A 25,240-nucleotide genomic window follows, 5' to 3' on the forward strand; every position below is an offset into this window, starting at 1 on the left:
TCGTCGTGCCCGTTCCGTGCCCCGCCCGCTGACTCCCGGAAGCGCAGGTGGCGGTAGTGTCGGAGGGTACGGTACGGACTTCGAGGGAGCGTGAGCGGGTGAACCACTCCGGCGGCGAGGCCCGCGAGGACGTGTACGGCACGGCTCCGCTGGTCACGGGCGACGCGGTGGTCCTCGATCTGCGCCCGGCGGGCTTCGCCACCAGGGCCGCGGCCATCGCTCTGGACGTCATCCTCCAGCTCATCCTCCTGGCCGCCCTGGGCGTGGCCGCCACCTGGATCGGCACGGGCGTCGACCTGGCCGCCACGATGGCCTTCTTCACGGCGGCGATGGTCCTCATCATCGTCGGATACCCCACCGCGTTCGAGACCGTCTCCCGAGGCCGATCACTCGGCAAGCTGGCGCTGGGGCTGCGGGTGGTCGGCACCGACGGCTCCCCCGTCCGTTTCCGCCAGGCCCTGGCCCGCGCGCTCGCGGGCTTCGTGGAGATCTGGCTGGCGACCGGGGTGATCGCCCTGTTCACGTCGATGATCAACCGCGACGGACGGCGCGTGGGCGACTTCATCGCGGGCACGATGGTCGTCGAGGAGCGCACCGGGCGCGACGTGAGGAGTTCGTCGCGATGCCCCCGCACCTGGCGCAGTGGGCCGCCGGAGCCGAACTGTCCCGTCTCACCCCCGAGACGGCCGCGGCCGCCCGCCAGTACGTCGTGCGGTACACGGAGCTGGCCGAGCACACCCGCCACGAGATGGGCGTACGCCTGGCCGACGCGGTGGCCGCCCAGATCAGCCCGCCCCCGCCGCCGGGGACGGCCCCGCCGCACTTCCTGGCCGCCGTGCTCGCCGAACGCCGCCGCCGGCACGCGGTGAACGCCTGGCGCGACGGCCCCACGGGACCCGCGTACGGCCGTTCCTGACCTCCCTCAGGGGTGCCACGAGCGCAGGTACGCGTCCTGGTCGGGGGTGAGGGCGTCGATCCGCACTCCGAGCGCCGCCAGTCCGAGGCGGGCCACCTCGGTGTCGGTCTCCTCCGGCACCTCGACCACGCCCGGTTCCAACTCGGCGTGGTGCCGGGCGAGCCACTCGGTGGTCAGGGCCTGCACGGCGAAGGACATGTCCATCACCGCGGCCGGGTGTCCCTCCGCCGCGCCCAGGTTGACCAGCCGCCCCTCGGAGAGCAGCAGGACCCGGCGCCCGTCGGCGAACACGTACTCGTCCGCCTGCTCGCGCACCCCGCGGTTGACCTCGACCGCCATCCGGTCCAGCGCGACGAGGTCGATCTCCAGATCGAAGTGGCCCGAATTGGCCAGGATCGCGCCGTCCCGCATCCGTTCCAGGTGCTCGGCCCGGACGACGTCCCGGTTGCCGGTCACGGTGACGAACACGTCCCCGAGCGGCGCCGCCTCGTCCATGGTCGTGACCGTGTAGCCCTGCATGACCGCGTCCAGGGCCTTGACGGGGTCCACCTCGGTGACGACCACGCGTGCGCCCATCCCCCGGGCGCGCTCGGCCAGGCCGCGGCCGCAGTAGCCGAACCCGGCCACGACGATCGTGCGCCCGGCGAGCATCGCGTTGGTGGCGCGCAGAATGCCGTCTATCGTCGACTGTCCGGTCCCGTACCGGTTGTCGAACATGCGCTTGGTGGCGGTGTCGTTGACCGCGACCATCGGCAGTCGCAGCTCGCCCGCCGCGCTCATCCGCCGCAGTCGGATCACCCCGGTGGTGGTCTGCTCGCAGCCGCCCAGCACCCCGTCCATGAGGTCGGGGCGCAGCGAGTGGACCGTGTTCACCAGGTCGCAGCCGTCGTCGAGCAGCACATCGGGGCGGGCCTCCAGGACGGTGACCAGGTTGCGGTCGTAGGCGGCCTGGTCCATGCCCGCCCACGCGTGCACGGCCACTCCGTACTCGGCGACCAGGGCCGCGGCGGTGTCGTCCTGGGTGGACAGCGGGTTGGAGGCGGCCAGCCAGACCTCCGCGCCGCCCGCGCGCAGGGCGCGCAGCAGGTTGGCCGTCTCGGCCGTCACGTGCAGGCACGCGGCGACGCGCGTGCCGTCGAGCGGCCGTTCCCGCGCGAACCGCTCACGCACGCTGCGCAGCACGGGCATGGAGCGCTCGGCCCAGTCCACCCGGCGTACCCCGGCCTCGGCCAGTCCGAGGTCCGCCACCTCGTGCGAGGGGCCAGTCATCAGCTCACCCGTGTCCGTGTCTCGTGGAACCGGACCGGAGTCGGGTGGCGTACCCGGCTCCGGCCCGCCCCTGGCCTCTAGTAGCGGTAGTGGTCGGGCTTGTACGGGCCCTCGACGTCCACGCCGATGTAGGCGGCCTGCTCCTTGGTGAGCGTGGTCAGCCGGACGCCGAGCGCGTCCAGGTGCAGTCGCGCCACCTTCTCGTCCAGGACCTTCGGCAGCGTGTACACGTTGGTCGGGTACTCGTCCGGCTTGGTGAAGAGCTCGATCTGAGCGATGACCTGGTTGGTGAAGCTGTTGGACATCACGAAGCTCGGGTGGCCGGTGGCGTTGCCCAGGTTGAGCAGTCGGCCCTCGGACAGCACCAGAACGGACGTGCCGTCGGCGAAGGTCCACTCGTGGACCTGCGGCTTGATCTCCTTCTTGGCGATCCCGGGGAGCTTCGCCAGACCCACCATGTCGATCTCGTTGTCGAAGTGGCCGACGTTGCCGATGATCGCCTGGTGCTTCATGCGGGCGATCTGGTCGGCCATGATCACGTTGAGGTTGCCGGTGGTGGTGATGAAGATGTCACCGGTCTCCACCACGTCCTCCAGGGTGGTGACCTGGAAGCCGTCCATGGCGGCCTGGAGGGCGTTGATCGGGTCGATCTCGGTGACGACCACCCGGGCGCCTGGCCGCGCAGCGCCTCGGCGGAGCCCTTGCCGACGTCGCCGTAGCCGCACACCACGGCCACCTTGCCGCCGATGAGGACGTCGGTGGCGCGCATGATGCCGTCGGGCAGCGAGTGGCGGATGCCGTACTTGTTGTCGAACTTGCTCTTGGTGACGGAGTCGTTGACGTTGATAGCGGGGAAGGCGAGGCTGCCGTCGCGCTGCATCTCGTACAGGCGGTGGACGCCGGTCGTGGTCTCCTCCGTGACGCCCCTGATGCCCGCGGCGATCTTCGTCCACTTCTGCGGGTCCTTGGCCAGGCTCTCGCGCAGGAGTCGCAGGACGACGCCGAACTCCTCGCTGTCGGCCGTGTCGGGGTCGGGGACCGCGCCGACCCGCTCGTACTCAGCCCCCTTGTGCACGAGCATGGTGGCGTCGCCGCCGTCGTCGAGGATCATGTTGGGGCCCTCGGCGCCCGGCCACGTGAGCGCCTGCTCAGTGCACCACCAGTACTCCTCCAGCGTCTCGCCCTTCCAGGCGAACACCGGGACGCCCCGGGGTTCGTCGACGGTTCCGTCGGGGCCGACGGCCACGGCCGCGGCCGCGTGGTCCTGGGTGGAGAAGATGTTGCAGCTGACCCAGCGCACCTCGGCGCCGAGGGCGACCAGGGTCTCGATCAGAACAGCGGTCTGCACGGTCATGTGCAGGGAGCCCATGATGCGGGCGCCCCGCAGGGGCTTGCTGTCGCCGTACTCCGCGCGAGTGGCCATGAGGCCGGGCATCTCGTGCTCGGCGAGCCGGATCTCGTCACGGCCGAACTCGGCCAGGGAAAGATCGGCGACCTTGAAGTCGAAAGCCATGCGTTCCTCACTCGTGATCGTGGTGGCGACCCTGATTCTAGGGGCGCTCCCGCCCGCGCGGCGTTTTTCTGACAATCAGCTGTCAGATTTACTTCGACTCACGTGGAAAGTGGGTTAGGCTCGCCTCCATGGCCGCCCTCGACGACGCCCCTCCCGCACCCGACCGGCTCTCCGTGCCGACCGGTCCCGTGCCGATCTCGGCGGCGGCCGAACGGGTGGGCACGACGGCCCGCATGCTGCGCTACCGCGAGGCTCTGGGCCTGCTGCCCCGCACCCAGGAACGCCCGACCGGACGCGGGCACCGCCACCGCCGCTTCACCGAGGAGGATCTGCGCACGATCACGGTCGGCCTGGAGATGGAGCGCGAGTTCGACATCCCGCCCGCCGCGCTGGCGTTCGCGCTGCGCGTGCTGGCCGAGCCGGAGGTGCTGGCGCGGGTGCGCGCGCACGGCGAGCGGTTGGGCAGGCTGACCGCCGCCCCCGCGCGGGCCATGGACTTCGAGAAGGAGAAGGCGATGCGCCTGCTCCACCACCGTCGGCCCTGACCGAGGACGCCCACCCCCACCGTGGGTTGACACACGTGCGCGACCGGTCACGGCCACAGACCCTGCGCCCCAACAGGTTTTGGCGGCGAGTCCACGGGCTACGGATCCTGACGTGGATACCCTTAGCAGCGGCGCGACCCTGAACCGTCTCCCGGTCCACGTGCGCGACGAGCTCACCGACGTCGACCGGCTCCATGCCATCTGGACCCGGTACCGCCACGGCCAGCCGCAGGACGCGCGCGCGGCCGCCCTGCGCGCGCTGATCCGACGCCGGGTCCGCGACTGGGGCGGTGGACCCGCCCTGGAGGAGCTGGTCGTTTCCACCTCCGAGGACGGGATGTCCGGCCAACCGCTCACCGCGGACTACGTCGAGGACCTCGCCCGCCGCTCGGCCGACCTGCCCTCCGACTGCCGCCACCGCTCCCCCGGCCCCCTGAGAACCGCCCAGGCCGACCGGCTGGCCGGGCCGCCGCCGCGCACGCGCATCCCGTCGTCCGATCCGCGCACGTGTACGCCGGGTGCGTCGAGGTGCTGCGCGACCTCGGGGCCTCCGACACGGACGGTCCCGGGGCGGGGCCCTCGGACGCCCCCGCCGACGACCCGCCGTGGGCCCTGCCGTGGATCCTCGCCTCCCTGGTGCTCCAGCGCGCCGACCACCCGCCCCTGCTCCCGGACCCGCGCTACTTCCCGCCGCCCTCCGAGGAGCGGGACCCCGCCGCACGCTTCGCCGAGCTGGTCCACCACTTCGCGCGCCTGGTCACCAGCGCACTGCGGGACGAACTGTGCTGGGCGCCCGCGCGCGTGCCGCCTCCGCGGGCGCACATCTCCCCCCTGGCGTCGGTGACGTGCCGCAGAGTCCAGGACTACGTGCGGTCGCGCCGGGCCTCCCTGGCGCTCATCCTCCAGGCCCTGGACCCGCGGGCGAGAACGGTCGTGCGCACGGGCGGGTCCGACGCCGCACCGGAGGAGACCGCCGCCCCCGCACCGGCCTCCCGCACGGTCCTCACCCCGGGAGCCGCGCACTGGTGGACGGCGCTGGAACTGGTGGTGGGCGACGCGTCCCTGACCCTGTTCGTGGTCGTGCAGGAGGTCGGCTGCCCGACCACCGGCGTGCTCGCGGTCACCGCCGACGCGTGGCTCACCACACCGGAGGGGGCGCGCGACGCTCTGGACATGTCCGGCGCCGAGAGCGTCACCGTGATGCCGTCGGACTGCGTGGACGACCGCTGGCCGCAGATCCGCGAACTGGTGGACGAGGCCGTCTCACGGGCGATGAACGTACTCACCCGGGTGTGAGCGCCCTCCCCCGGAAGTCAGGGGCGTGCTCATCGCCTCTCCCGCGCCGGGACCCGCGGGCACTCCTGGCTCGGGCCGCTCGAACGCCCAGGGGACATAAGGGTCCCACGCCCGTGGCCCGACGACAGCGGAACCCAGGGTGTCGTCCGGACCGCCGTCAGGAGGCCGCGGTCGGCGCGCCGCCCCGGCGGGACGAGCGGGGGACGGCCGCCGGACGGCCCGCCGCCGGTCAGCTCACGGCGAGCAGCACCAGGAACAGGATGAGGATGACGATGGTCATCAGCACGGCCGGGATCACCCAGCTCTGCTGGAGCACCGAGTTCTGCTCCACCGGGCGGGGCATCGGCCGCCCCGCCGCGGGACGCGCGTAGGTCTGGTTCGGGTTGGCGCCGGTGGCCATCTGGTTGGCCCCGGGCGGCCCGGCGGGCGGCATCGGCCGCCGCTGGGGTTGCGGGTAGCCCCCCGGTATGCCGGGGTGGGGGTTCACGGCGCCGGGGTGCGCGCCGTAGGCCGGACCCGGCCCCGTGCCCATCGGCTGGCCCATGGGGCGCGGGTTGGACGTGCCCGGGTTCTGACCCGCGCGCGGATCGGACACGTGCGGCGGGTAGCCTCCGAAACCCTGTTGGGGACCGGTGCGCGGCGGCGCGTGGTGCCCCATCGGCGGAACCTGTCCGCCGGTGAACGCGCCCCCGGCCTGGGCGATCCGCTCGCCCCGCTGGAACGCGTCGTCGGTGGAACCGTTGTCCTCGGCCCCCTCGTGGCCCAGCAGACGCATGAGCAGGGCCTGCGCGCTGGGCCGGTTGTCGGGGTTCTTGTCCAGGCAGGACTCGACGACCGGCCGCAGCACCTCGTCCACCCCGTCCAGCTCGGGCGGTGCGCTGATCACCCGGTGCACCACCGCCGGGACGGTGTCGGACCCGAACGGGGCGTGGCCGGTGGAGGCGAACGCGATCACGCAGCCCCAGGCGAATATGTCGCACTTGTCGGTGACCCCGCGCCCCTCGATCTGCTCGGGCGCCATGTAGGACGGCGTCCCGACGATCGAGTTGGTCATGGTGGCCGTCCCGTCGTCCATGCGAGCGATGCCGAAGTCGATCACCCGGGGCCCGTCCGGACCCAGCAGGACGTTTCCTGGCTTGAAGTCACGGTGGACGATGCCCGCACGGTGGATCGCGACCAGGGCCGTGGCCGTGGACACGGCGAGGCGCTGGAGCTTGGGCCCCCGCAGGGGGGCGCCCTTGGCAACGGTGTTCTGGAGATCGCTGCCCGGCACGAACTCGCTGACCACGTAGGGCGGGTCCTCGTCGAGTTGGGCGTCCAGGATCGCGGCCGTGCAGAAGGACGCGACCTTCTGCGCCGCCCGGACCTCCTTGGCGAACCGCCGGCGCAGGTCGCCGTCGCCCGCCCACTGGTCGTTGAGGACCTTGACCGCGACCTGGTCGCCCTCGGCGTCCTCCGCGAGGTAGACCACGCCCTGCCCGCCCTTGCCCAGGCGGCCGGTCACCCGGTACGCGCCGAACGCTGGGGGGTCGCTCGGCTGTAGCGGTTGACCGGGCATCAGTGTCCTCCAGGGCTTTCGTGCGGGGCGCGCAGAATCAGGGTATGGGGTCTGGCGAACACCGCGTCGTGGACGGGCACGTCGACGGGCCGCGGCTCACACCCCGTCCTCAGTCGTTTCGACTGCTGAAACGGCCAGAACGTTCCGTCCCGACTCAACCGATTTTTCGCGCCTCGTCGACGAGCAGCACCGGGATGCCGTCCCGGATGGGATAGGCCAGGCCGCTCTCGTCGCAGACCAGTTCGTCGGTCTCGGGGTCGTGGCGCAGCGGCGCCTGGCTCTGCGGGCAGGCCAGGATGTCCAGCAGCCACCCGTCGATCTTCGTGCTCATGTTCTCGTTCCTCGTGATGTCGTGTGCCCGTGGCGCGACCACGCCGTGGCACGTCCGCGCCGTGCGGATCCCCTGGCCCGGCGCGGAACCTCCCGTCGCCAGGTCAGGCCCGGACGATGGCCAGGACTTCGTCGCGCACCTTGGCCACGGTTCCCTCGTCGGACGCCTCGACGTTGAGCCGCACGAGCGGCTCGGTGTTGGAGGCGCGCAGGTTGAACCAGGATCCGTCCGGCAACTGGACGGTCAGGCCGTCGAGTTCGTCGACGGTGACGCCGTCCCTGCCGGCGAAGGCCGCGCGGACCCGTGCCATCTGGGAGGGTGCGTCGGCCACCGTGGAGTTGACCTCCCCGGACGACGCGTAGCGCGAGTACTCCTCGGCGATCCGGGAGAGCGGACGGTCGTCCGAGCCCAGGACCCGCAGGACGTGCATCGCCGCGAGCATACCCGTGTCGGCCCGCCAGAAGTCCCGGAAGTAGTAGTGGGCGGAGTGCTCCCCGCCGAAGATCGCGCCGGTCTCGGCCATGGTGGCCTTGATGAAGGAGTGACCGACCCGGGTGCGGACGGGGACGCGCCCCGTTCCCGCACGATCTCGGGGACGGCGTTGGAGGTGATGAGGTTGTGGATGATCGTCGCGCCTGGCTCCCGGGCGAGTTCCTGGGCGGCGACCAGTGCGGTGATGGCGGACGGGGGGACGGGCTCGCCGCGCTCGTCGACGACGAAGCACCGGTCGGCGTCACCGTCGAAGGCCAGCCCGATGTCCGCGCCGACCTCGCGGACCTTCGCCCGGAGGTCGACCAGGTTGGCCTCGTCCAGCGGATTGGCCGGGTGGTTGGGGAAGGTGCCGTCCAGCTCGAAGTACAGGGGGATGATCTCCAACGGCAAACCCTGCTCCAGGACGGCCGGGACCGTGTACCCGCCCATCCCGTTGCCCGCGTCGACGGCCACCCTCAGCGGACGGATCCCCGACAGGTCCACCAGGTCGCGCAGGTAGGCGGCGTAGCCCGGCAGCAGCTCCCGCTCGGTGACGGTACCCGCGGGTCCGTCGTGCTCGCGGCCCACGCGTCGCCCGCCATCGCCCGTCGAGGGCGCTCCGCGCCGGGACGGGCTACCACCCTCAACGGAGGCCTTCGGCCCGGTCATGCTCTCCTCGGCCAGGCGTCTGATCTCGTCCAGGCCGGTCTCACCACTGATGGGGGCCGCTCCGGCCCGGCACATCTTGATGCCGTTGTACTCGGCGGGGTTGTGGCTGGCGGTGAACATGGCACCGGGCAGGTCAAGGTGGCCCGAACCGTAGTAGAGGAGGTCGGTGGAGCCGAGTCCGGCGAACACGACGTCGAGGCCCTGGGAGGTGACGCCGTCGGCGAAGGCCGTCGCGAGTTCGGGTGAGGAGGGGCGCATGTCGTGCGCGACCACGACCGCCGACCCGCCGACCACGCGGGCGAAGGCCGTACCGATCGCGCGGGCGACGTCGGCGTCGAAGGTGTCCGGGATCACACCGCGCACGTCGTATGCCTTGAAGATGCTTCCGAGGTCAGCCACGTCTTCTCCGGCCAGTCGGTCCTGCTCCTGGGTTCTGCGGCGCGGGGTCCGCGCCGTACCAACGTAGCAAGCGGCAGAGGACCTCCGGCGGCGCCCGGGGTGGAGGCGCCCCAGACGGAGGGTGACGGCGATCGGCCCCGGCTCCGTGCGGCGCCTCCGCTTCGGCGTCAGCCCCGGGGCCGGGAATCCTGGTCTCCCCGACCGGGGTCGGAACGGACCACGCGCAGGTGGCCGCGGCGCAGGGTCTCGGTCCCCTCGCCGACAGCGTCGGGAGGAACCGCGCGCGACGGCGGACGCGCCGCCTCACGCACCGCGTCGGCGAGCGCCTCCAGGTCGTCGCTGCCGGGCCCGCCGCCCGACGTCTCGACCGGAAGCCGCACGACATCCCAGCCGCGCGGGGCCGTCAGCCGGTCCGCGTGGACGGCGCACAGGTCGTAGCAGTGCGGTTCCACGTAGGCGGCGAGCGGCCCCAGGACGGCGGTGGAGTCGGCGTACACGTACGTGAGCGTGAAGACGGCGGGCTGCCTGCACGCGGTACGGGAGCAGCGTCGAACATGGCTCACAGCGTTTGACTGTATGCCTTTACCGGAGGACACGCCAGCATCGTCCCACGACCGTCGCCGCAGCGGGTCTCGCGCGCCCGGGTTCAGGTCGATCGGGACTACGCGCGGGGCGAATGATGGCTTAGTCTCGAAGTGTGCGACGAGTGCGCCTTTCCAGTGGCCAACCAGACCGAGTGCGGCGCCGGGACCGCCGCGGCCGAGGTGTCCGCGGTCCTCTCGTGCCCGCCGACCTGCCGGTTTTCCGTAGCCGAGCGCAGGCGTTCGACGACCTCGTGTTGGACGCCGTCGAACGGTTGGAGCGTCTGTGGGCGCGCGAACTGGCGAACGTGGACTTCCTCGTCGAGGACGTCCCCCCGATCCCGCCCCACGGCCCCCTGACGGAGTCGATCCCGTTCTCCCGTCTGGAGACCGACCCCGACGGCAAGGCCCGCATCGTGGTCTACCGGCGTCCCGTGGAGATCCGGACCAAGGATCCCGAGGAGACGGCGCTGCTGGTCCACGAGGCGGTCGTCGAGGAGGTCGCCAACCTGCTGGGCGTGGAGCCGGAGTCCGTCGATCCCGAGGCGTGAGGGGCCTCCGTCCGGACGGTCGGGCGCGCCGGGGCACCCGGGGCCAGACCGCGTCGCCGGTGTCCTTCGCGGGCGGCGGGCAGGCCCGGTGAGTGCGTGCCCCGAGGCGGACACGTCTCAGGGGACGATCCCGAGCATCGACCCCCGCGCGCCGGCAGCCGTACTTCCACGGGCGCCGGGGGCAACGGGAGCACGCTCCATCCGTTCCGCGTGCTGAGGATCCGTGCGGCGTGCACCGGACCGGAGTCCTCCAGCAGCTCCAGTCGGAACGAGTTCCCCTCCTCCGACGGCAGGTTCCAGTCCTGCCCGACCACGCGCGTGGTCCCGGCGGGCAGGTCGACGTGGGCGGCGTCGCCCTGGGTCCCGTCCGCGCCGATCGGCGTCACCACCACCTGGGCGTCGCCGTCGAGGGCGCTCATCACCACCTCCACGTCAATGTCGGCGGGAACGAACGGCAGGACGGCGCTGGTGTCCAGGGGGCTGGCGAGCGGCTCCGCGGCGGCGGGGTAGGCGGTGTCGGAGTCCGCAGCGAGGACGCCCGCGACCACGGGCGCGTCGGCCTCCACGACGACCGTGCCCGCCCGACCCGCCAGGGCCGGGGTCAGGGTGACCCATCCGGAGGCGGACGGTGGCACGTCGAGGACCAGTTCCTCCTCGGGATCGTCCTCGGCGGGCAGCACCCGCACCCGGACCTCGGTGTACTCGTCTCCGGGAACGGTGACGAACAGCCGCCGCGCGCCCTCGCCGGCGGGCACGCCGGGGATGACGTGCCGTGCGTCGGGGACACGCGTGGGCGGTACCCACCCCGTGGCGCCGCCCGCGTGCTCGGCGAGCAGCGCGGCGGCCACCCGGCCGGTGCTGGTGCGGACGTGGACGCCGAGGGCGGCTGACTGCTGGATCAGCTCGGTCAGGTCGAGCTCGGTCGACCGCCCGGCGGGCACCGAGATTCCGCGGCTGTCGGCGGAGAAGGACAGTCCGCCCGCGGTGTACACGTCCACGCTCACCGTCGCCGCGGTCTGGGCGGGATTGGTGAGGTGCACGGTGAGCGTCTCGGTCCCGACCCAGTCCTCCGCGGTCTGCCCCGCGTCCATCGGGTGCGGGTTCCGCTCACCGCTCGCGCCCTGCTCGCTGCCGCCGGGGAGGGCGAACCAGGTGCTGGTCGAGGGGGCCGCGCAGCGTACCTCGGTCACGCCGTCGTCCGTCACGGTGGTCTGCGCCGAGTCGAGCCCGGAGGCCAGGCTGCCCTCGGCGCGCAGGACGGCGGGGTCGTCCGAACCTCCGGTCTCGGCCAACCAGACACTGCCGGGCTCGGTGATCTCGTCCCCGACGTCGGCCGACAGCCCGCCGACGTCGTCGCGGCCGACCCGCGGCGCGTAGGCGGCCAGGACGCCGTCCGACCCGTCGTACGGGGCCGGGCACACCCGAACCGCGCGGTCGGGCCGGACCGTGCCCGGATCGGTGGCGCCCAGGGGTTCCGTCGCGGGGACGAGGGCGGCGCCGAACAGCGCCGTCAGCGCCACCGCCACGAGGCCGAACAGCGCGAACCGGTTCCGCACGATGAGCCGCATCATTCCCCCTTGGCCGTGGTCGTGCCCCGGACCGCCCGCCGCCGCCCGCCCCTGCGGGAGCGGCGGCCGGTCCACCGCGGTCGGCGGGGTCGGGGTGTCGGCGTCGCCTCGATCAGGCGGGTCTCCTCCTCGGTCCGCGCCCCGGGAACGGCGAGGACGGCGACCGCCAGGAACGCCACTCCCTGGGTGGCCAGCCAGGCGGTGTGGACGGGGTCGACGTGGCGGACGTCCAGCGCGCCGCCCCGCGCCGGCAGCTCCCACGCCTGGACTCCGGTCTCCGTGTCGACGGGGGTCAGCGCGGCCCCGTCGAGTGTCGCGCGCCACCCGTCGTCGGCGGGTTCGGCCAGGAACAGCAGCCGTCCGGCCTCCCCGTCTGGCAGGTCGTCGCCGACCGCGAGGACCTCAGCCTCGATCTCGTCGGCCCCGGTGACGGCCCCCTCGACCACGCGCAGCGCTCCGGTGGACTCGCCCACGCGCCAGAGCCCGTAACGGTCGGACAGCGACATCCGCAGCAGTCCGGGTGTGCCGTCCAGGGTCGTGAGCATCGAGGTGTCGTGCGCGCCGTCGACCTCCGGGCGCGGGTAGAGCACGTACTGCACGCCGAAGTCGGCGAGGGTGTGCAGGTGCTCTCCGCCCTGACCGGCGACCAACTCGGCGACCGCGCGGTCCATGACCTCCCTGGTCGGAGCGGTCGGCAGGACGCCCTCGTCCCCGAGCCGGGGTTGCTCGCCGCGCAGGACGGCGTAGTCGACGCCGCCTTCGCCCGGGGTGACGACCAGCGTGCGGGGCCGGGTGCCGCCCCCGTCGATGACCGCCAGCGCGCGGGACACCGCCATGTCGGCCCGGCCGGTGAGCGGCCCGTCCACGCCCCCCGCCACCCACACGGCCGCGGCGGACAGGGGTGTGACCAGCGCGAGGGCGGACACGGCGACCGCGAACACCCGGCGGAGCCCGCCGAGGCGCAGCATGGGGCCGAGCGACCGCGCGCCGGTGGCGGCGGAGAGCAGCACGGCGGTGGCGGCGAAGGACAGGGCCGTGCCGGGCCAGATCTGGATCGGGGGCCCGCCGGGGTAGGGTTCGACGACCAGGCGACTGGTCACGACGGCGACGAGCAGCCCGACCAGGGCGAGGGTCCACCCCGCCGCGACGATCTTCCGGTCGCGCAGGAGCAGGAGCGAGCACAGCGCGGCGGCCGCGAACCCGGCCGTGACCCAGGCCGGAGGGGTCCCCGGGCCGCCGGGGGACAGCAGGAGCAGCTGGGCGGCGGTGGCGCCGGTCGTCGGCGGGCGCAGGCCGGCCTCCAGCAGCCACAGCGTGGGGTGACGCAGGAGTTCGAGCGACCACGGCAGCAGCAGGACGATGGGAACGGTCAGGCTCAGCGCGACGCTCACGTACAGCCGCCGCCCCAGGTGCCCGAACGCCGCAGCGACCAGCATTCCCGTGAAGAGGGCGAGCGCCCACACAAGGGGGACGAACGCGGTGGCCGCCGCAAGGACCAGGCCGAGCCCCCACGCCGCGCGGCGGGACCGTCGGGGCGGCAGCGTGACGAGACGGACCAGGAGCAGCCCCATGACGGGCATGAGGACGTGGACGAGGGCCGTCCCCAGCCGTCCCTGGGCGACCGCGCCGGTGGCCACCGGCAGCAGGGCGTAGACGGCGGCCGTCCACAGGCGGACCGGACGGGGACCGACCACCTCGCGGGCGAGCAGGAAGGCGGTCAGCCCGGACAGCGGCACGCAGCCGAGGAGGACGACGCAGACGGCGATCCACGGCTGGCCCAGAGTGAGCGTGGAAGCCAGCGCCAGGAAGCCGACGTAGGGTGCGACGGGCGCGTTCGACCCCAGCCCGGTTTCGGGCCACGCGGCCAGGTAGAGCGACCACAGGTCGGCCGCCGAGCCCGTGACCGGGAGCAGTGCCCCGCCCGCGAGGAGGTCGCCGAACAGCAGGGAGCGCTCGGCGACGACGGCGACGACGGTCAGGCCCAGGACGAGCAGGACGCCGGGGCGGAGGACGACCCGGCGCAGGAAGCTGGTCTGGTCGGCGAGCGCGGCGGCCTCGTCGTCGGGGCTGGGCGCGACGGTGACCGCCTGGTGGCGGCCGGGGGTGTTGAGCACGGGCTCGCCGCTCAGGATGCCGGTGAGGGTGTCGGCGAACTGGCGCAGGGCCACGCCCCGGGCGAGGAACGGGCGGATCGCGCTGTAGGTGCGGCGCCGGTCGCGACGCCGCCGGAACCTGGCCCGGGCCAGGCGGAGCGGTCTCAGGTACACGAGCGTGATGGCCGCGGCCTCGTCCAGGGCGTTGCCTGGCTGCTTGATGAGCAGGTACGTCAGCACGCGCAGCAGCGAGGCGACGGAGTTGCGCACGAGCGCGGCCACCATGCCGCCCGCGGGCAGGTTCGCCAGGAGGACGAACACGGCGTGCCTGCGGTCGATCCGGCGCGGGTGGTTGCGCGTCGCGGTGATGCGGCGGCGTCGGCGGGCCGAGGCCTCGGCGTGGTAGGCGACCGCGTCCGTGACCAGGACCGCGCGGAGCCCGGCGCCGCCCACACGCCAGCAGAAGTCGATGTCGTCGCGGAAGAGGGGGAGCGCGGGGTCGAATCCGCCGAGCCGGTCCCACACGTCGCGGCGCACGAGCATGCCCGCGCTGGAGACGGCGAGGACCTGGCGGGTGCCGTCGTGCTGTCCGTGGTCGAACTCGCGCTGTTCGAGGCCGGTCTCACGGCGTCCCGCCCCGTCGATGGTGACGCCCGCCTCGACGAGGCGTCGGCGGTCGAACCAGTCGCGGAGCTTGGGTCCGAGCACGGCGGCACGGGGGTCCTGGTCGGCGGCGGCGAGCAGGCGTTCGAGGGCGTCGCGCTCGGGGGTGAGGTCGTCGTGGATCAGCCAGATCCACTCCGTGCCTCCCGCGTGGCGGGGAACGGGGGCGGTGGAGCGGGGGAGTCCGAGCGCGCCGCGGACGGCGTCGCCGTAGCCGGTGGTGGCCGGGAGGTCGAGGACGGCGTCGTCGGGAAGGTACTCGGTGAGCAGCTCGGCGCTGCCGTCGGTGCTTCCGGTGTCGGCGGCGACGACGCGCTGGACGGGCCGGGACTGGCCGCGGACGGCGGCGAGGGTCTCCGGCAGCCAACGCGCGCCGTCGTGGGAGACGATGACCGCGGTGACGACGTGTCGGGCGGGGTCGTGGTCGAGCACGGCTGTGGTGTGTTCTCTTCCGGGAGAGGGGCGGGCCCGGGTCGCGGGGACGGTGCCCCGCCGCCGAACGCGTGTGTGCGCCGGGTGCCGGTGTGCCCCGTCCGGGCCCACTTCGGCACGGTAGGCCCGGCGTGGCCGGTCCGGCACGGTGGGCGCGGGTCATCACCATACGCCACCTCGGCGCGACGCGGGGCTGTTCGTCCCCGTCGACGACGACACGGAGAATAACCGCATTCACCACCAGCACGGATGTGTCGTGCAATCCTCACCAAAGTCCCAAACAGGATGAAACATGAAAAAGGCGCGCCCGGACTCGTGGTCCGGACGCGCCTCGCGCGTGCGCTCTACAGCATCTCCGCCAGGAAATCGAAATCCCCTCCGGCGGCCTTCTTCAGCCTCCGGCGCTCACGCTCGGAGAGTCCACCCCAGATGCCGAAGCGCTCGTCGTGCTCCAGCGCGTATTCCAGACACTCCGCACGCACCTCGCACGACTGGCAGACCTTCTTCGCCTCCCGGGTCGAGCCGCCCTTCTCGGGGAAGAACGCCTCCGGGTCGGTCTGCGCGCACAAGGCACGTTCCTGCCAGCCCAGATCCTCGTCCGAGCCGTGCGCCAGCGGGATCACCTCGCTCATGCGCACCTCCTGTTGCCCCCCATAGATGTCCCAGCCCTTTTCGTCCCCCAAGGCCGGGTGGAATCCCACCTTGAAATTACACGCGGGCCCGTGACCAGGAGTCAAGCGCCCTACGTGGTAATCCACTGAATATCATGTAACGAACCGCCAACGACGATCGTGCCATGTCCGATCTGTGAATTACCACGCAATTCACGACCTACCCGGGCGGCGGGGGCGCGGAGGCGCCAGGCGCGATCAGCGCTGGTCCTCCCCGCCGTACCAGCCCTGCTGGCCACCGCTGTTGCCCTGTCCCTGCTGGTCAGAGCCGTAGGTGGAGCCACCCTCATACTGGCTTCCGTACGAGGCGCCGCCCTGGCCGGTCGTGTCCGTACCAGCCTGCTCACCGGAGTTAAAGAAAGGGTCAACTCCGTCACCGGACGGTGTGTCCCGCGTCTGCTGGCCCTGCTCGGCACCCTGGTACCACCCGTACTGGATGGCGTCCTGGGCCGCCTGCTCGCCCGTGGACGCCGCCTGCTGGGCGGCCTGCTGGGGGTCGTAGGACTGCGGCGCGTACTGTGCGGGGTCGTAGGCCTGGGGGGCGTCCTGGTGCTGGGCGGCCGCGTCCTGCTGCTGGGCGTACTGCTGGCCGTACTGCTGGGCGTACCGCGCGGGGTCGTAGGGCTGCTGGGCCCCCGTGCCGTAGGCGTACCCCTGCTGCTGGGCCGCCGCGTCACCGTACTGTCCGTAGGCCTGCTGGGCCCCCGTGCCGTAACCCGACGCCTGCTGGGCCGAGGCGTCATAGGCCGGCTGGGCCCCACTACCGTACGCGGCCTGCTGCTGCGCGGCGGCATCGTAGGCCTGGGCGTCCTGCCCGTACTGGGAGTAGGCCTGCTGCTGGCCGGAGGCGCCCCCCACGGCGTCCTGCCCGTACGCCTGCCCGTACGCGGGGTGCTGGCCCGACGCCGTCTGGGTCGGGTCCTGCCCGTACACCTGCCCGGAACCGGTCTGCGACGGGTCGGCGGCCGGGTACCCGGGCTGGCCGTAGGCCTGGCCGGCGCCGTACCCCGGCTGCGGGTTGTACTGGGCCTGCGGGGTCGCGCGCGGCACCAGGACGGGGTCGTTGTAGAACTTGAGGAAGGCGAAGCCCGCCACGCCGAGCACCGTGCCCTCGGCGAGCGTGGTGAAGAAGCGAGCGAAGCCGAGCCCGACGTTCCCGGCGTCGACGAACCCGGTGATGAGCGAGATCACGGCGAACAGCAAGCCAACGCCGACCATGATCATCGCGGTGACGACGATCGGCGCCGCGACCGCACGCGCACGCGGGCTCGTGAGCACCAGGCGACGGCCGCCACCAGGAGGACGACGTTCCACGGACCGAAGAAGCCGGACGCGGCCGACTCCACCTCCGCGGCGAAACCCCCGCTGAAGTCGCTGGCCACCACGATCAGACGGATCAGCTCGGACAGCAGGGAAGCCCCCACGGCCCCGAGGAGCACCCAGGCCCCCAGTGGGCGCAGGCGTTCGAGTGATTCGTTGTTCAAGAGAGGATCCCCTCCGCTGGTTCCCCCACCGAGACGGGGGAGGGCTGGCATTTCGTCGGGTGTCGGCCGCGCCCCGACGGGGAATGGGGACATCGGACACAGCCGACCGGTGAGACGGCGCACGCGGTCCCGGGGTTTCGACGATCCCTGTCAGAGCGCGATCACGCCGCGGTCATGCCCCACGGAGGGGCAGACGACTCATACACGCCCCCAGCCTGCCAGACTTGGACGCATGCGGATAGTCGTACCGGCCGGCGGTGTCGGCGGAGCACGGTTCCTTCGCGGCCTGAGGGCGGCGCTCGGGACCGACGCTCCCACCCCCGGAGACCAGACCACAGACAGCGCCATCACCGTCATCGGCAACACCGGCGACGACATCACCCTGTTCGGCCTCCGGATCTGTCCGGATCTGGACACCGTGATGTACACCCTGGGCGGGGGCATCAACGAGGAACAGGGCTGGGGCAGGGCCGACGAGACCTTCACCGTCAAGGAGGAGCTCGCCGCCTACGGGATGCGGCCCACGTGGTTCGGACTGGGCGACCGGGACACCGCCACGCACATCGTCCGCGCGCAGATGCTCGCCGCCGGGTACCCCCTCTCGGCGGTCACCGAGGCGCTGTGCGAACGCTGGAGGCCCGGCGTACGCCTGCTGCCCATGACCGACGACCAGGTGGAGACGCACGTGGTGGTCGACGACGGCGACGGACGTCGCGCGATCCACTTCCAGGAGTGGTGGATCCGCCACCGCGCGGCACTGCCCGCCGAGCGGATCGTCAGCGTGGGCGTCGAGTCGGCCAAGCCCGCGCCGGGCGTCCTGGACGCCATCGCCGAGGCGGACGCCGTGATCCTGCCGCCGTCCAACCCGGTCGTCAGCGTCGGGTCCGTGCTGGGGGTGCCCGGCATCCGTGAGGCCTTGGTCGACAAGACCGTGGTCGGCGTCTCGCCGATCATCGGCGGCGCGCCCGTGCGCGGGATGGCCGACGCCTGCCTGACCGCGATCGGCGTGCAGACCAGCGCCGCCGCAGTCGCCGAGCACCTGGGAGCGGACCTGCTGGACGGCTGGCTGGTGGACGAGGCCGACGCGGACACGAGGGTCGAGGGGATCGAGGTGCGCTCCCGGCCGCTGTACATGAGCGACCCCGCGGCGACCGAGGCGATCGCCCGCGCGGCGGTGGACCTGGCGGTCGAGTTGTCGAAGGAGCGGCGATGACCGACGACGTGCGTGTGCGCGGGCTCGCCGGAATGCCCGAAGTGCGGCCGGGCGACGACCTCGCGGCCCTGGTCGACGACGCCGTGACCGCCTCGGGCACGCCCCTGGTCGACGGCGACGTGCTCGTGGTGACCTCGAAGATCGTCAGCAAGGCCGAGGGCCGTGCCAGGAGGATGGGCCGCGACGCGGCGATCGACGCCGAGACCGTGCGCGTGGTGGCGCGGGCCGGGCGTACGCGGATCGTGCAGACGCGGCACGGACTGGTCATGGCCGCCGCCGGGGTGGACGCCTCGAACGTCGAGCCCGGGACGGTCCTCCTGCTGCCCGAGGACCCCGACGCCTCCGCCCGTGCCCTGCGCGCGGGGCTGCGAGAGCGTCTGGGCGTGGACGTGGCCGTGGTCGTCTCCGACACCTTCGGCCGCCCGTGGCGGGTGGGCCAGACGGACGTGGCGATCGGCGCGGCGGGACTGTCTGTGCTCCAGGACCTGCGGGGCGGCACGGACACCCACGGCAACGTCATGGAGGTGACCGTGAACGCGGTCGCCGACGAGGTCGCGGGCGCGGGCGAGTTGGTCAAGGGCAAGGCCGACGGCGTGCCGGTCGCCGTGGTCAGCGGTCTGAGCGCCCTGGTCACCGAGGAGGACGGCCCCGGGGCGTCCGCGCTCGTACGCCCAGCCGACGCCGACCTGTTCCGCTACGGATCGCGTGACGTCGTGCCGGCCCGGCGCACGGTGCGCGCGTTCACCGACGCACCGGTGGACCCGGCCGCGGTGCGGCGCGCGGTGGGCACGGCGCTGACCGCGCCCGCGCCCCACCACACGACCCCGTGGCGGTACGTCCTGGTGGAGTCGGAGCGCACCCGCAAACGGCTGCTGGACGCCATGGTGAACGCGTGGGTGGCCGACCTGCGCGGCGACGGCTTCTCCGAGGAGGCGATCGCGCGGCGGACCCGGCGGGGCGACGTGCTGCGTGACGCACCGTACCTGGTGGTCCCGTTCCTGGTCGCCGAGGGCGCGCACCCCTACCCGGATCGGCGCCGTGCGGACGCCGAGCGGTCGATGTTCCTGGTCGCCATGGGCGCGGGGGTGCAGAGCCTGCTGGTGGGGCTGGCGATGGAGGGGCTGGGTTCGGCCTGGATCTCCTCGACCATGTTCTGCCCCGACGTCGTGCGCGAGGTGCTCGACGTGCCCGAGGACTGGCAGCCGATGGGAGCGGTGGCGGTCGGCCACGCGGCCGCCCCTCCGAGGGAGCGACCGCCACGCGATCCGGAGGACTTCGTCACCGTGAGGTGACGCGGTGGGCGACCGACGGCCGGTGCTCCGAGGGGCGGGGCGCCGGCCGTTCGCGTGTGTTCGGCGCGGTGTGCGCTCAGTCCTCTCCGAGGCTTCAGCGACCTCGGCTTCCAGTGCGTCGAGCGTCGCCCTGGTCCCGGCATCCCGCGGGGCCGGGTTCACACGAGCGGCAGGGACGTCCGCCGGACGCTGGGGGCGACCCCGTCGCTGGCCTCCGCCACCCGGCGCCGGTCCTTCGCGACCTCCCCGTAAAGCGTCGTCCTCTGGCGCACGGGGCGGCCCGTCGGCGCGACCAGGGCGCGGATGTCGCTGATCGTCTTGTACGACCCCTGCCCCGAGCCCGCCATCCGGCTGATCGTCTCCTCCATGAGCGTGCCGCCCACGTCGTTGACCCCGCCCGCCAGCAACTGGCGGCACGTGTCCTCGGCGAGCTTGACCCACGAGCACTGGATGTTGTCGATGCTGCCGTGCAACAGCAGCCGGGCCAGGGCGTGCACCGCCCGGTTCTCGCGAACCGTCGGCCCCGTCCTGGCCAGGCCCGCCAAATAGATCGGGGCGTTGGTGTGCACGAACGGCAGCGGCACGAACTCGGTGAAGCCCGGGCGGCCGTTGCGTTCCTCGGAGCGTTCCTGGAGCGACCGCAGGAGTCTGAGGTGGGCGACCCAGTGGTGCGGTGAGTCCACGTGCCCGTACATCATCGTGGACGTGGTGGGGATGCCCAGGTCGTGCGCGGTCGTGATCACCTCGACCCACGCGCTGGCGGGCAGCTTGCCCTTGGTGAGGATCCAGCGGACCTCGTCGTCGAGGATCTCCGCGGCGGTTCCGGGGATCGAGCCGAGCCCCGACTCGCGCGCACGCGTCAGCCACTCGCGGATCGGCAGGTCGGTGCGCGACGCCCCGTTGACCACCTCCATCGGGCTGAACGCGTGGACGTGCATGTCCGGCACCCGGTCACGGACGGCCGCGGCGATGTCGAAGTAGGCGGTTCCGGGCAGGTCTGGGTGGATCCCGCCCTGCATGCACACCTCCGTGGCCCCCGCGTTCCACGCCTCCTCGGCGCGGTCGGCGACCTGGTCGAGGGAGAGGGTGTAGGCGTCGGCGTCGGTCCGGCGCTGGGCGAAGGCGCAGAACCGGCAGCCGGTGTAGCAGACGTTGGTGAAGTTGATGTTCCTGGTGACCACGAACGTGACCTCGTCACCGACGGCGTCGCGCCGGACCCGGTCCGCCAGGCCGGCCAGCGCCTCCAGTTCGGGACCGTCGGCGTGCAGCAGGGCGAGCGCCTCGTCGTCGGAGAGTCCGGCGGGGTCGGACTCGGCGCTGCGCAGGGCGGCGGCGATCTCCGGGTCGAACCGGCGCGGCACGGCCCCCTCCCGGTCGACTCCGGCCCGCAGCTCGTCCCAGTCGCCGTAGACCGAGTCGAAGTCGCCGCGGCGGTCCTCGCTCCGACCCCGCGCGTCGATCTCGGTGTGCAGGTCGGTGCGGCCCGAGGAGACCAGCACGGCATCGGGCTCCTGCCACGGACGGCCCACGACCGGCGCGTCCTCGCGGGCCAACCCGGTCTCCGGATCGGCGAGCGCGGCCACGTGCCCGGCCACCCTCGGGTCGAGCCACGGTTCGCCCATCCGGACGTACTCCGGGTAGACGGTGAGCCGTTCGCGCAGGGTGAAGCCGAGGGCTGCGGTGCGCGCGGCCAGGTCGTCGATCTGCGGCCACGGGCGCTCGGGATTGACGTGGTCGGGGGTGAGCGGGGAGACGCCGCCCCAGTCGTCGATGCCCGCGCGGACCATGAGCGCGTACTCGTCCACGCCCCCGTTCTCGGCGCCGATGAGGTTGGGCGGCGCCTGCACGTGCGCCTTCGGCCCCATGACGAGGCGGGTGACGGCGATCGCGGCGGCCATCTCCTCGCGCTCGGCGTCGGGCCGGTGCATCATCGCGGTCGCCGGTTTGGCGCGGAAGTTCTGGACGATCACCTCCTGGACCCCGCCGTAGCGGCGGGCCACGGCGCGCATGGCGAAGACCGACTCGGCCCGTTCGCGGTGGTTCTCGCCGATCCCCAGCAGGATGCCGGTGGTGAACGGGACGCTGGACCGCCCCGCGTCCTCCAGGACCCGCAGCCGCACCGCCGGATCCTTGTCCGGGCTGCCGTAGTGGGCCTGGCCCCTCTCCGTGAACAGGCGCGTGGAGGTGGTCTCCAGCATCATGCCCATGGACGGGGCGACGGGCTTGAGCCGTTGGAGATCCGACCAGGTGAGCACACCCGGGTTGAGGTGCGGCAGGAGACCGGTCTCCTCCAGCACCATGACGGCCATGGCGCGCACGTACGACAGGGTGTCGTCGTAGCCGTGGGCGTCCAGCCACTCGGCCGCCGCCGTCCAGCGGTCCTCGGGGCGGTCGCCGAGGGTGAACAGGGCCTCCTTGCACCCGAGCGCCGCGCCCTGGCGCGCGATCTCCAGGACCTCGTCGGGCGTGAGGAAGGGCGACTCCAGGCGGCCCGGCACGGTGGCGAACGTGCAGTAGTGGCAGCGGTCGCGGCACAGCCGGGTCAACGGGATGAAGACCTTGCGGCTGTAGGTGATCACCCCGGGCCGCCCGGCGGCCTCCAGCCCGGCGTCGCGGACCCGTCCGGCGTGGCCGAGGAGGGTCTCCAGGTCGTCGCCGCGGGCGTGGAGGAGGATCTCGGCCTCGGTGACGTCGAGGGTCTTTCCGTCGCGGGCGCGGGCCAGCGCGCGGCGCATCGCGGAGGGGGTCGGGGAGGCGTCGGTTCCCAGGTCGTTCACACCACTCATGGACGCACCCTACGATGCGCGGGTCGGCGCCGTGTCGCGGGAGTCGGCTGTGAGGACGAGACGGGAGTGACCGGGGCGCGGGAGTCCGGCCAGGTGATCTGCGATCATCGGTGGATCGCGCCGTGCGGAGGGAGGGCTCGTGGTGAGTCGGCTGCGCGACAACCCGTGGGTGCGGCTGGCGGTCCTGCTGGCGCTCCTGGCGTGTGCGGGCCTGGCGGTGCGGGCGCACTGGGACCAGGCCCGGGACGCCGCCCTGGCGCTGCCGTTGTGGGTTCTTCCGACGGCGGTTCTGTCGGGGATGGCGGGGCTGACGGCGCAGATGATGGCCTGGCGGGCGCTGCTCACGGGGCTCGGGTCACCGCTGCCGCGCGTGGTCGCGGCACGCGTGATGTTCGTCGGCCAACTCGGCAAGTACCTGCCCGGGTCGGTGTGGGCGTTCGTCGCCCAGGTGGAGCTGGCGCGGGACTGGCGGGTGCCGCGCGTGCGCGGGGCCGCCGCGACCCTGCTCGCAGTCGGGGTGACGGTCGCGGTGAGCCTGTGCGTCGCGGCGGTCGCGCTCCCGCTTTCCTCCGCCGAGGCGGCCCGGCGCTGGTGGTGGGCCCTGGCCCTGGCGCCACTGCTCCTGGCCGTCCTGCACCCGCGCGTGGTGGGGCTGGGCGTACGGATCGCCGCCCGTCCGTTCGCGCGGTTCCGGGAGGTGGCCGAGGCGGGCCCGCTCCGGCTGCCGGGGCGTGCGATGGCCGTTTCGGTCGCGTGGACCCTGCTGGCGTGGGCCCCGTTGGGCGCGCACGTGTGGCTGTTGACGTGGGCGGTGGGCGGCGACCCGGTGCGCTCGATCGGACCGGCCGTGGGCGCGTACGCCCTGGCGTGGACGCTGGGGCTGCTGGTGGTGTTTGCGCCCGCCGGTCTGGGAGTACGTGAGGCGGTGCTGGTGGTGGCACTGGCCCCGGTCGTCGACGCGGGAGCGGCGCTGGTGGTCGCGGTGCTCTCCCGTCTGGTCATGACGGTCGCGGACGCGGCGTGGGCGGGATTGTCCGTCCCGCTGTCCCGGTCCGCCCGGCGCGAGGTGAGGACCGTCACACGCCAGGAGGCTCGCTGACCGCGAACAGCGACGCCGGGACCGGGCTATCACGGGTGTGAGACCACCGTCCATCGACCTGATCGGATCCCTCATGCCCGAGACCGTCCCCAGGGGCTCCGCACTCGGCGGAGCGGAGTCCGACGCGGTCGTCGTCCAACGCTCCCTGGCCGACCCCGCGGTGTTCGGCGAGATCTTCCGCCGCCACGCGCCCGCGTTGCACCGGTACGTCGCCCGGCGCCTGGGCACGGCCGACGCCGACGACATCGTCGCCGAGGCCTTCCACATCGCGTTCCGCGAGCGCCACCGGTACGACGCCGACCGTCCCGACTCCCGCCCGTGGCTGTGGCGGATCGCCACCAACCTGGTGCGCCGCCGCCACCGGTCGGAGACGCGTGCGTACAGGGCCCTGGCCCGGACCGGCACGGACCCGGTCATGGAGGCTTCGCCGAACGGGCCGTCGAGCGCGTGGACGCGACCGCCCTCTCCGGCGACCTGGCCTCGGCCCTGGCGCGCCTGTCCCGGGGCGACCGGGACACGCTGCTGCTCATCGCCTGGGGAGGGCTGACCTACGAGGAGACCGCCCGAGTGCTCGGAGTCCCGATGGGGACCGTCCGGTCCCGACTCCACCGCGCCCGCACCCGCGTGCGCGCCGCCCTGACCTCCGCCGCCGCCGTGAAGGGGAACTCCCAGTGAACGAGATCGACCACCTGAGCCGGCTACGCGCGGACGTCCCCGAGCCCACCGCGGAGGTACTGGCCGTGCGCACGGGCTGGCGCCCCGGAGGGGCAAGGCCCGTTCGCCGCGTCCGCGCGACCGGACGGCTCCCCCTGGTCCTCTCCGGTGCCGCCGTGCTCGTGGCCGCGGCCGTGTTCACGTTCCTGGCACTGGGCCCGGGAGGATTCCTGGCCTCCGACTCGGTCGCTGTGGACCCGCTCTCCCCGTCGTCGGAAGGAGCCCGAAACGACGGAAGCGCGATGGAGGTCATGGCCCCGATCGCCGAGGCCGCCCGGTCCCAGCCGGTCGACGGCGCCGTCTGGCAGAAGAGCTACACGTCCGCCGACGCCTGGGGCGTGGGCCCCGAGGGCGACCGGTACGGGGTGTACGGCATCCACGAGTTGCGGGAGTGGACGGACATCGAAACCGGGCGGGCCGCCTACGCGCGCGTGTCGACGGACTGGTCGCTGGTCACCGACCGTGTGCGGGAGGCGTGGCAGCGCGACGGCTCCCCCACGTTCTGGCCGGAGGAGACCGGGCGACTGGAGATCCCCGCCCAGGTGAACGACGTGGTTCCGTTTGCCACGGACTCGGTGGCCTACACGATCGGCGGCGACTCACTGAACCCCCAGGACCTTCAGGACCTGCCCTCCGACCCGGATCGGCTGCGGGAGATGCTGCGGCTAGAGGGAGACGAGGACAACGGGGATGAGGGATACGAGGGCGACACGGCCGAGGTGGGATTCCCGTCCGTGGACGAACCGTCGATCGTGGCCGTCACCGGCAACCTGGGCCTCCCCCTTCCGCCGGAAGTCAGGGCTGCCGTCTACGAGGTCATGGCCGGCCTGCCCGGCGTCCGGGAGGCCGAGGGGGTGACCGAGGACCGGTCCGGGCGGCCCGCCGTGGGCGTCGCCTACGACGTCGACGGGCTGGGGGACGGACGGTACGAGGAGCGGATCCTCTTCGACCCCGGAACCGGTCTGCTCCGGTCCGTCGAGCGGATCGTGGTCGAGGCCCCGGAGTGGGAGGCCGACTGGGCCCGGCCCGGCGACGTGGTGCACTACAGGCTCTACCAGACCTCCGAGTGGAACGACGCCTGGCCCGACGTCCAGGATCCCTACGGCGGGTGACGTCACGCGGAGCG

Annotated in this window: 18 protein-coding genes and 4 pseudogenes; 10 read left to right on the top strand and 12 right to left on the bottom strand. The window is 73.0% G+C overall.

The genetic code is table 11. The annotated features are described in order from the left end of the window. Window positions 1-98: 98 nt before the first annotated feature. A pseudogene (locus BJF83_RS11290) lies at window positions 99-916 on the top strand (RDD family protein). A 6-nt stretch (window positions 917-922) separates the two neighbouring features. Here BJF83_RS11290 and ahcY (BJF83_RS11295) read toward each other — a convergent pair. Further along, window positions 923-2,185, bottom strand: a complete 1,263-nt coding sequence (gene ahcY, locus BJF83_RS11295) for an adenosylhomocysteinase (protein WP_075926238.1) — start codon at window positions 2,183-2,185, stop codon at window positions 923-925. 77 nt (window positions 2,186-2,262) lie between these two features. Further along, window positions 2,263-3,698, bottom strand: a pseudogene (gene ahcY, locus BJF83_RS11300) (adenosylhomocysteinase). Between the two features lie 128 nt (window positions 3,699-3,826). Between ahcY (BJF83_RS11300) and BJF83_RS11305 the strand changes: the two are divergent. Both BJF83_RS11305 and BJF83_RS11310 read left to right on the top strand, forming a co-directional pair. Next, window positions 3,827-4,243 (top strand): MerR family transcriptional regulator, encoded by a 417-nt coding sequence (locus BJF83_RS11305; RefSeq protein ID WP_075926239.1) that lies wholly within the window; start codon window positions 3,827-3,829, stop codon window positions 4,241-4,243. Window positions 4,244-4,750: 507 nt separating this feature from the next. Then, window positions 4,751-5,539: a hypothetical protein gene (locus tag BJF83_RS11310; protein WP_316042254.1), complete on the top strand. Its 789-nt coding sequence runs from the start codon at window positions 4,751-4,753 to the stop codon at window positions 5,537-5,539. A 229-nt stretch (window positions 5,540-5,768) separates the two neighbouring features. Here the strand turns inward: BJF83_RS11310 and BJF83_RS11315 are convergent, their stop codons facing one another. From BJF83_RS11315 to BJF83_RS11330, 4 genes and pseudogenes are all read right to left on the bottom strand, one after another. Beyond that, window positions 5,769-7,097, bottom strand: coding sequence for a serine/threonine-protein kinase (locus tag BJF83_RS11315; RefSeq protein WP_075926240.1), 1,329 nt, complete (start codon window positions 7,095-7,097; stop codon window positions 5,769-5,771). A gap of 154 nt (window positions 7,098-7,251) precedes the next feature. After that, window positions 7,252-7,428, bottom strand: a complete 177-nt coding sequence (locus tag BJF83_RS11320; protein ID WP_075926271.1) for a Trm112 family protein — start codon at window positions 7,426-7,428, stop codon at window positions 7,252-7,254. A gap of 103 nt (window positions 7,429-7,531) precedes the next feature. After that, a pseudogene (locus tag BJF83_RS11325) lies at window positions 7,532-8,967 on the bottom strand (phosphomannomutase/phosphoglucomutase). Window positions 8,968-9,134: 167 nt separating this feature from the next. Then, the gene (locus BJF83_RS11330) at window positions 9,135-9,530 is read right to left on the bottom strand and encodes a DUF3499 domain-containing protein (RefSeq protein WP_075926241.1); all 396 of its coding nucleotides are present in this window, start codon (window positions 9,528-9,530) and stop codon (window positions 9,135-9,137) included. Between the two features lie 173 nt (window positions 9,531-9,703). Between BJF83_RS11330 and BJF83_RS11335 the strand changes: the two genes are divergently transcribed. Beyond that, entirely contained in the window at window positions 9,704-10,099 is a 396-nt protein-coding gene (locus BJF83_RS11335; protein WP_075926242.1) for a metallopeptidase family protein, read from the top strand. Between the two features lie 368 nt (window positions 10,100-10,467). Here the strand turns inward: BJF83_RS11335 and BJF83_RS26720 are convergent. From BJF83_RS26720 to BJF83_RS28950, 5 genes and pseudogenes are all read right to left on the bottom strand, one after another. Further along, window positions 10,468-11,670, bottom strand: a pseudogene (locus BJF83_RS26720) (DUF5719 family protein); the annotation flags it as partial. Continuing rightward, window positions 11,667-14,855: a glycosyltransferase family 2 protein gene (locus BJF83_RS11345; protein ID WP_143831850.1), complete on the bottom strand. Its 3,189-nt coding sequence runs from the start codon at window positions 14,853-14,855 to the stop codon at window positions 11,667-11,669. The gene BJF83_RS11345 and the pseudogene BJF83_RS26720, both read right to left, overlap by 4 nt. A 344-nt stretch (window positions 14,856-15,199) precedes the next feature. Then, complete coding sequence (locus BJF83_RS11350) at window positions 15,200-15,487, bottom strand: WhiB family transcriptional regulator (RefSeq protein WP_013154770.1); 288 nt, start codon at window positions 15,485-15,487, stop codon at window positions 15,200-15,202. 237 nt (window positions 15,488-15,724) lie between these two features. Beyond that, window positions 15,725-16,804 (bottom strand): hypothetical protein, encoded by a 1,080-nt coding sequence (locus BJF83_RS11355; protein WP_262391469.1) that lies wholly within the window; start codon window positions 16,802-16,804, stop codon window positions 15,725-15,727. Next, complete coding sequence (locus BJF83_RS28950) at window positions 16,747-17,010, bottom strand: hypothetical protein (protein ID WP_262391470.1); 264 nt, start codon at window positions 17,008-17,010, stop codon at window positions 16,747-16,749. The genes BJF83_RS11355 and BJF83_RS28950 overlap by 58 nt, the downstream gene beginning before the upstream one ends. 232 nt (window positions 17,011-17,242) lie before the next feature. Here BJF83_RS28950 and cofD point away from each other — a divergent pair, with 232 nt between their 5' ends. Together cofD and BJF83_RS11365 are read left to right on the top strand one after the other, a co-directional pair. Beyond that, window positions 17,243-18,223 carry a 2-phospho-L-lactate transferase gene (gene cofD, locus BJF83_RS11360; RefSeq protein WP_075926243.1) on the top strand — a complete coding sequence of 327 codons (981 nt, stop codon included), beginning with the start codon at window positions 17,243-17,245 and terminating at the stop codon, window positions 18,221-18,223. Beyond that, window positions 18,220-19,515, top strand: a complete 1,296-nt coding sequence (locus BJF83_RS11365; protein ID WP_075926244.1) for a coenzyme F420-0:L-glutamate ligase — start codon at window positions 18,220-18,222, stop codon at window positions 19,513-19,515. Before cofD ends, BJF83_RS11365 begins: the two co-directional genes overlap by 4 nt. Before the next feature lie 158 nt (window positions 19,516-19,673). Here BJF83_RS11365 and BJF83_RS11370 read toward each other — a convergent pair whose 3' ends face one another. Continuing rightward, window positions 19,674-22,301, bottom strand: a complete 2,628-nt coding sequence (locus tag BJF83_RS11370) for a bifunctional FO biosynthesis protein CofGH (protein ID WP_075926245.1) — start codon at window positions 22,299-22,301, stop codon at window positions 19,674-19,676. Window positions 22,302-22,440: 139 nt separating this feature from the next. Between BJF83_RS11370 and BJF83_RS11375 the strand changes: the two genes are divergently transcribed. The 4 genes from BJF83_RS11375 to BJF83_RS11385 are packed head-to-tail and all read left to right on the top strand — an operon-like array spanning window position 22,441 to window position 25,226. Continuing rightward, window positions 22,441-23,400 (top strand): lysylphosphatidylglycerol synthase domain-containing protein, encoded by a 960-nt coding sequence (locus tag BJF83_RS11375; protein ID WP_075926246.1) that lies wholly within the window; start codon window positions 22,441-22,443, stop codon window positions 23,398-23,400. Between the two features lie 37 nt (window positions 23,401-23,437). Next, the gene (locus BJF83_RS11380) at window positions 23,438-23,947 is read left to right on the top strand and encodes an RNA polymerase sigma factor (protein ID WP_316042255.1); all 510 of its coding nucleotides are present in this window, start codon (window positions 23,438-23,440) and stop codon (window positions 23,945-23,947) included. After that, complete coding sequence (locus BJF83_RS30485; protein WP_316042256.1) at window positions 23,848-24,075, top strand: sigma factor-like helix-turn-helix DNA-binding protein; 228 nt, start codon at window positions 23,848-23,850, stop codon at window positions 24,073-24,075. Before BJF83_RS11380 ends, BJF83_RS30485 begins: the two co-directional genes overlap by 100 nt. Beyond that, window positions 24,072-25,226 (top strand): CU044_5270 family protein, encoded by a 1,155-nt coding sequence (locus tag BJF83_RS11385; protein ID WP_075926247.1) that lies wholly within the window; start codon window positions 24,072-24,074, stop codon window positions 25,224-25,226. Before BJF83_RS30485 ends, BJF83_RS11385 begins: the two co-directional genes overlap by 4 nt. The last annotated feature ends 14 nt before the right edge of the window (window positions 25,227-25,240 follow it).

It is taken from the genome of Nocardiopsis sp. CNR-923, assembly GCF_001942255.1.
GTDB lineage: Bacteria > Actinomycetota > Actinomycetes > Streptosporangiales > Streptosporangiaceae > Nocardiopsis.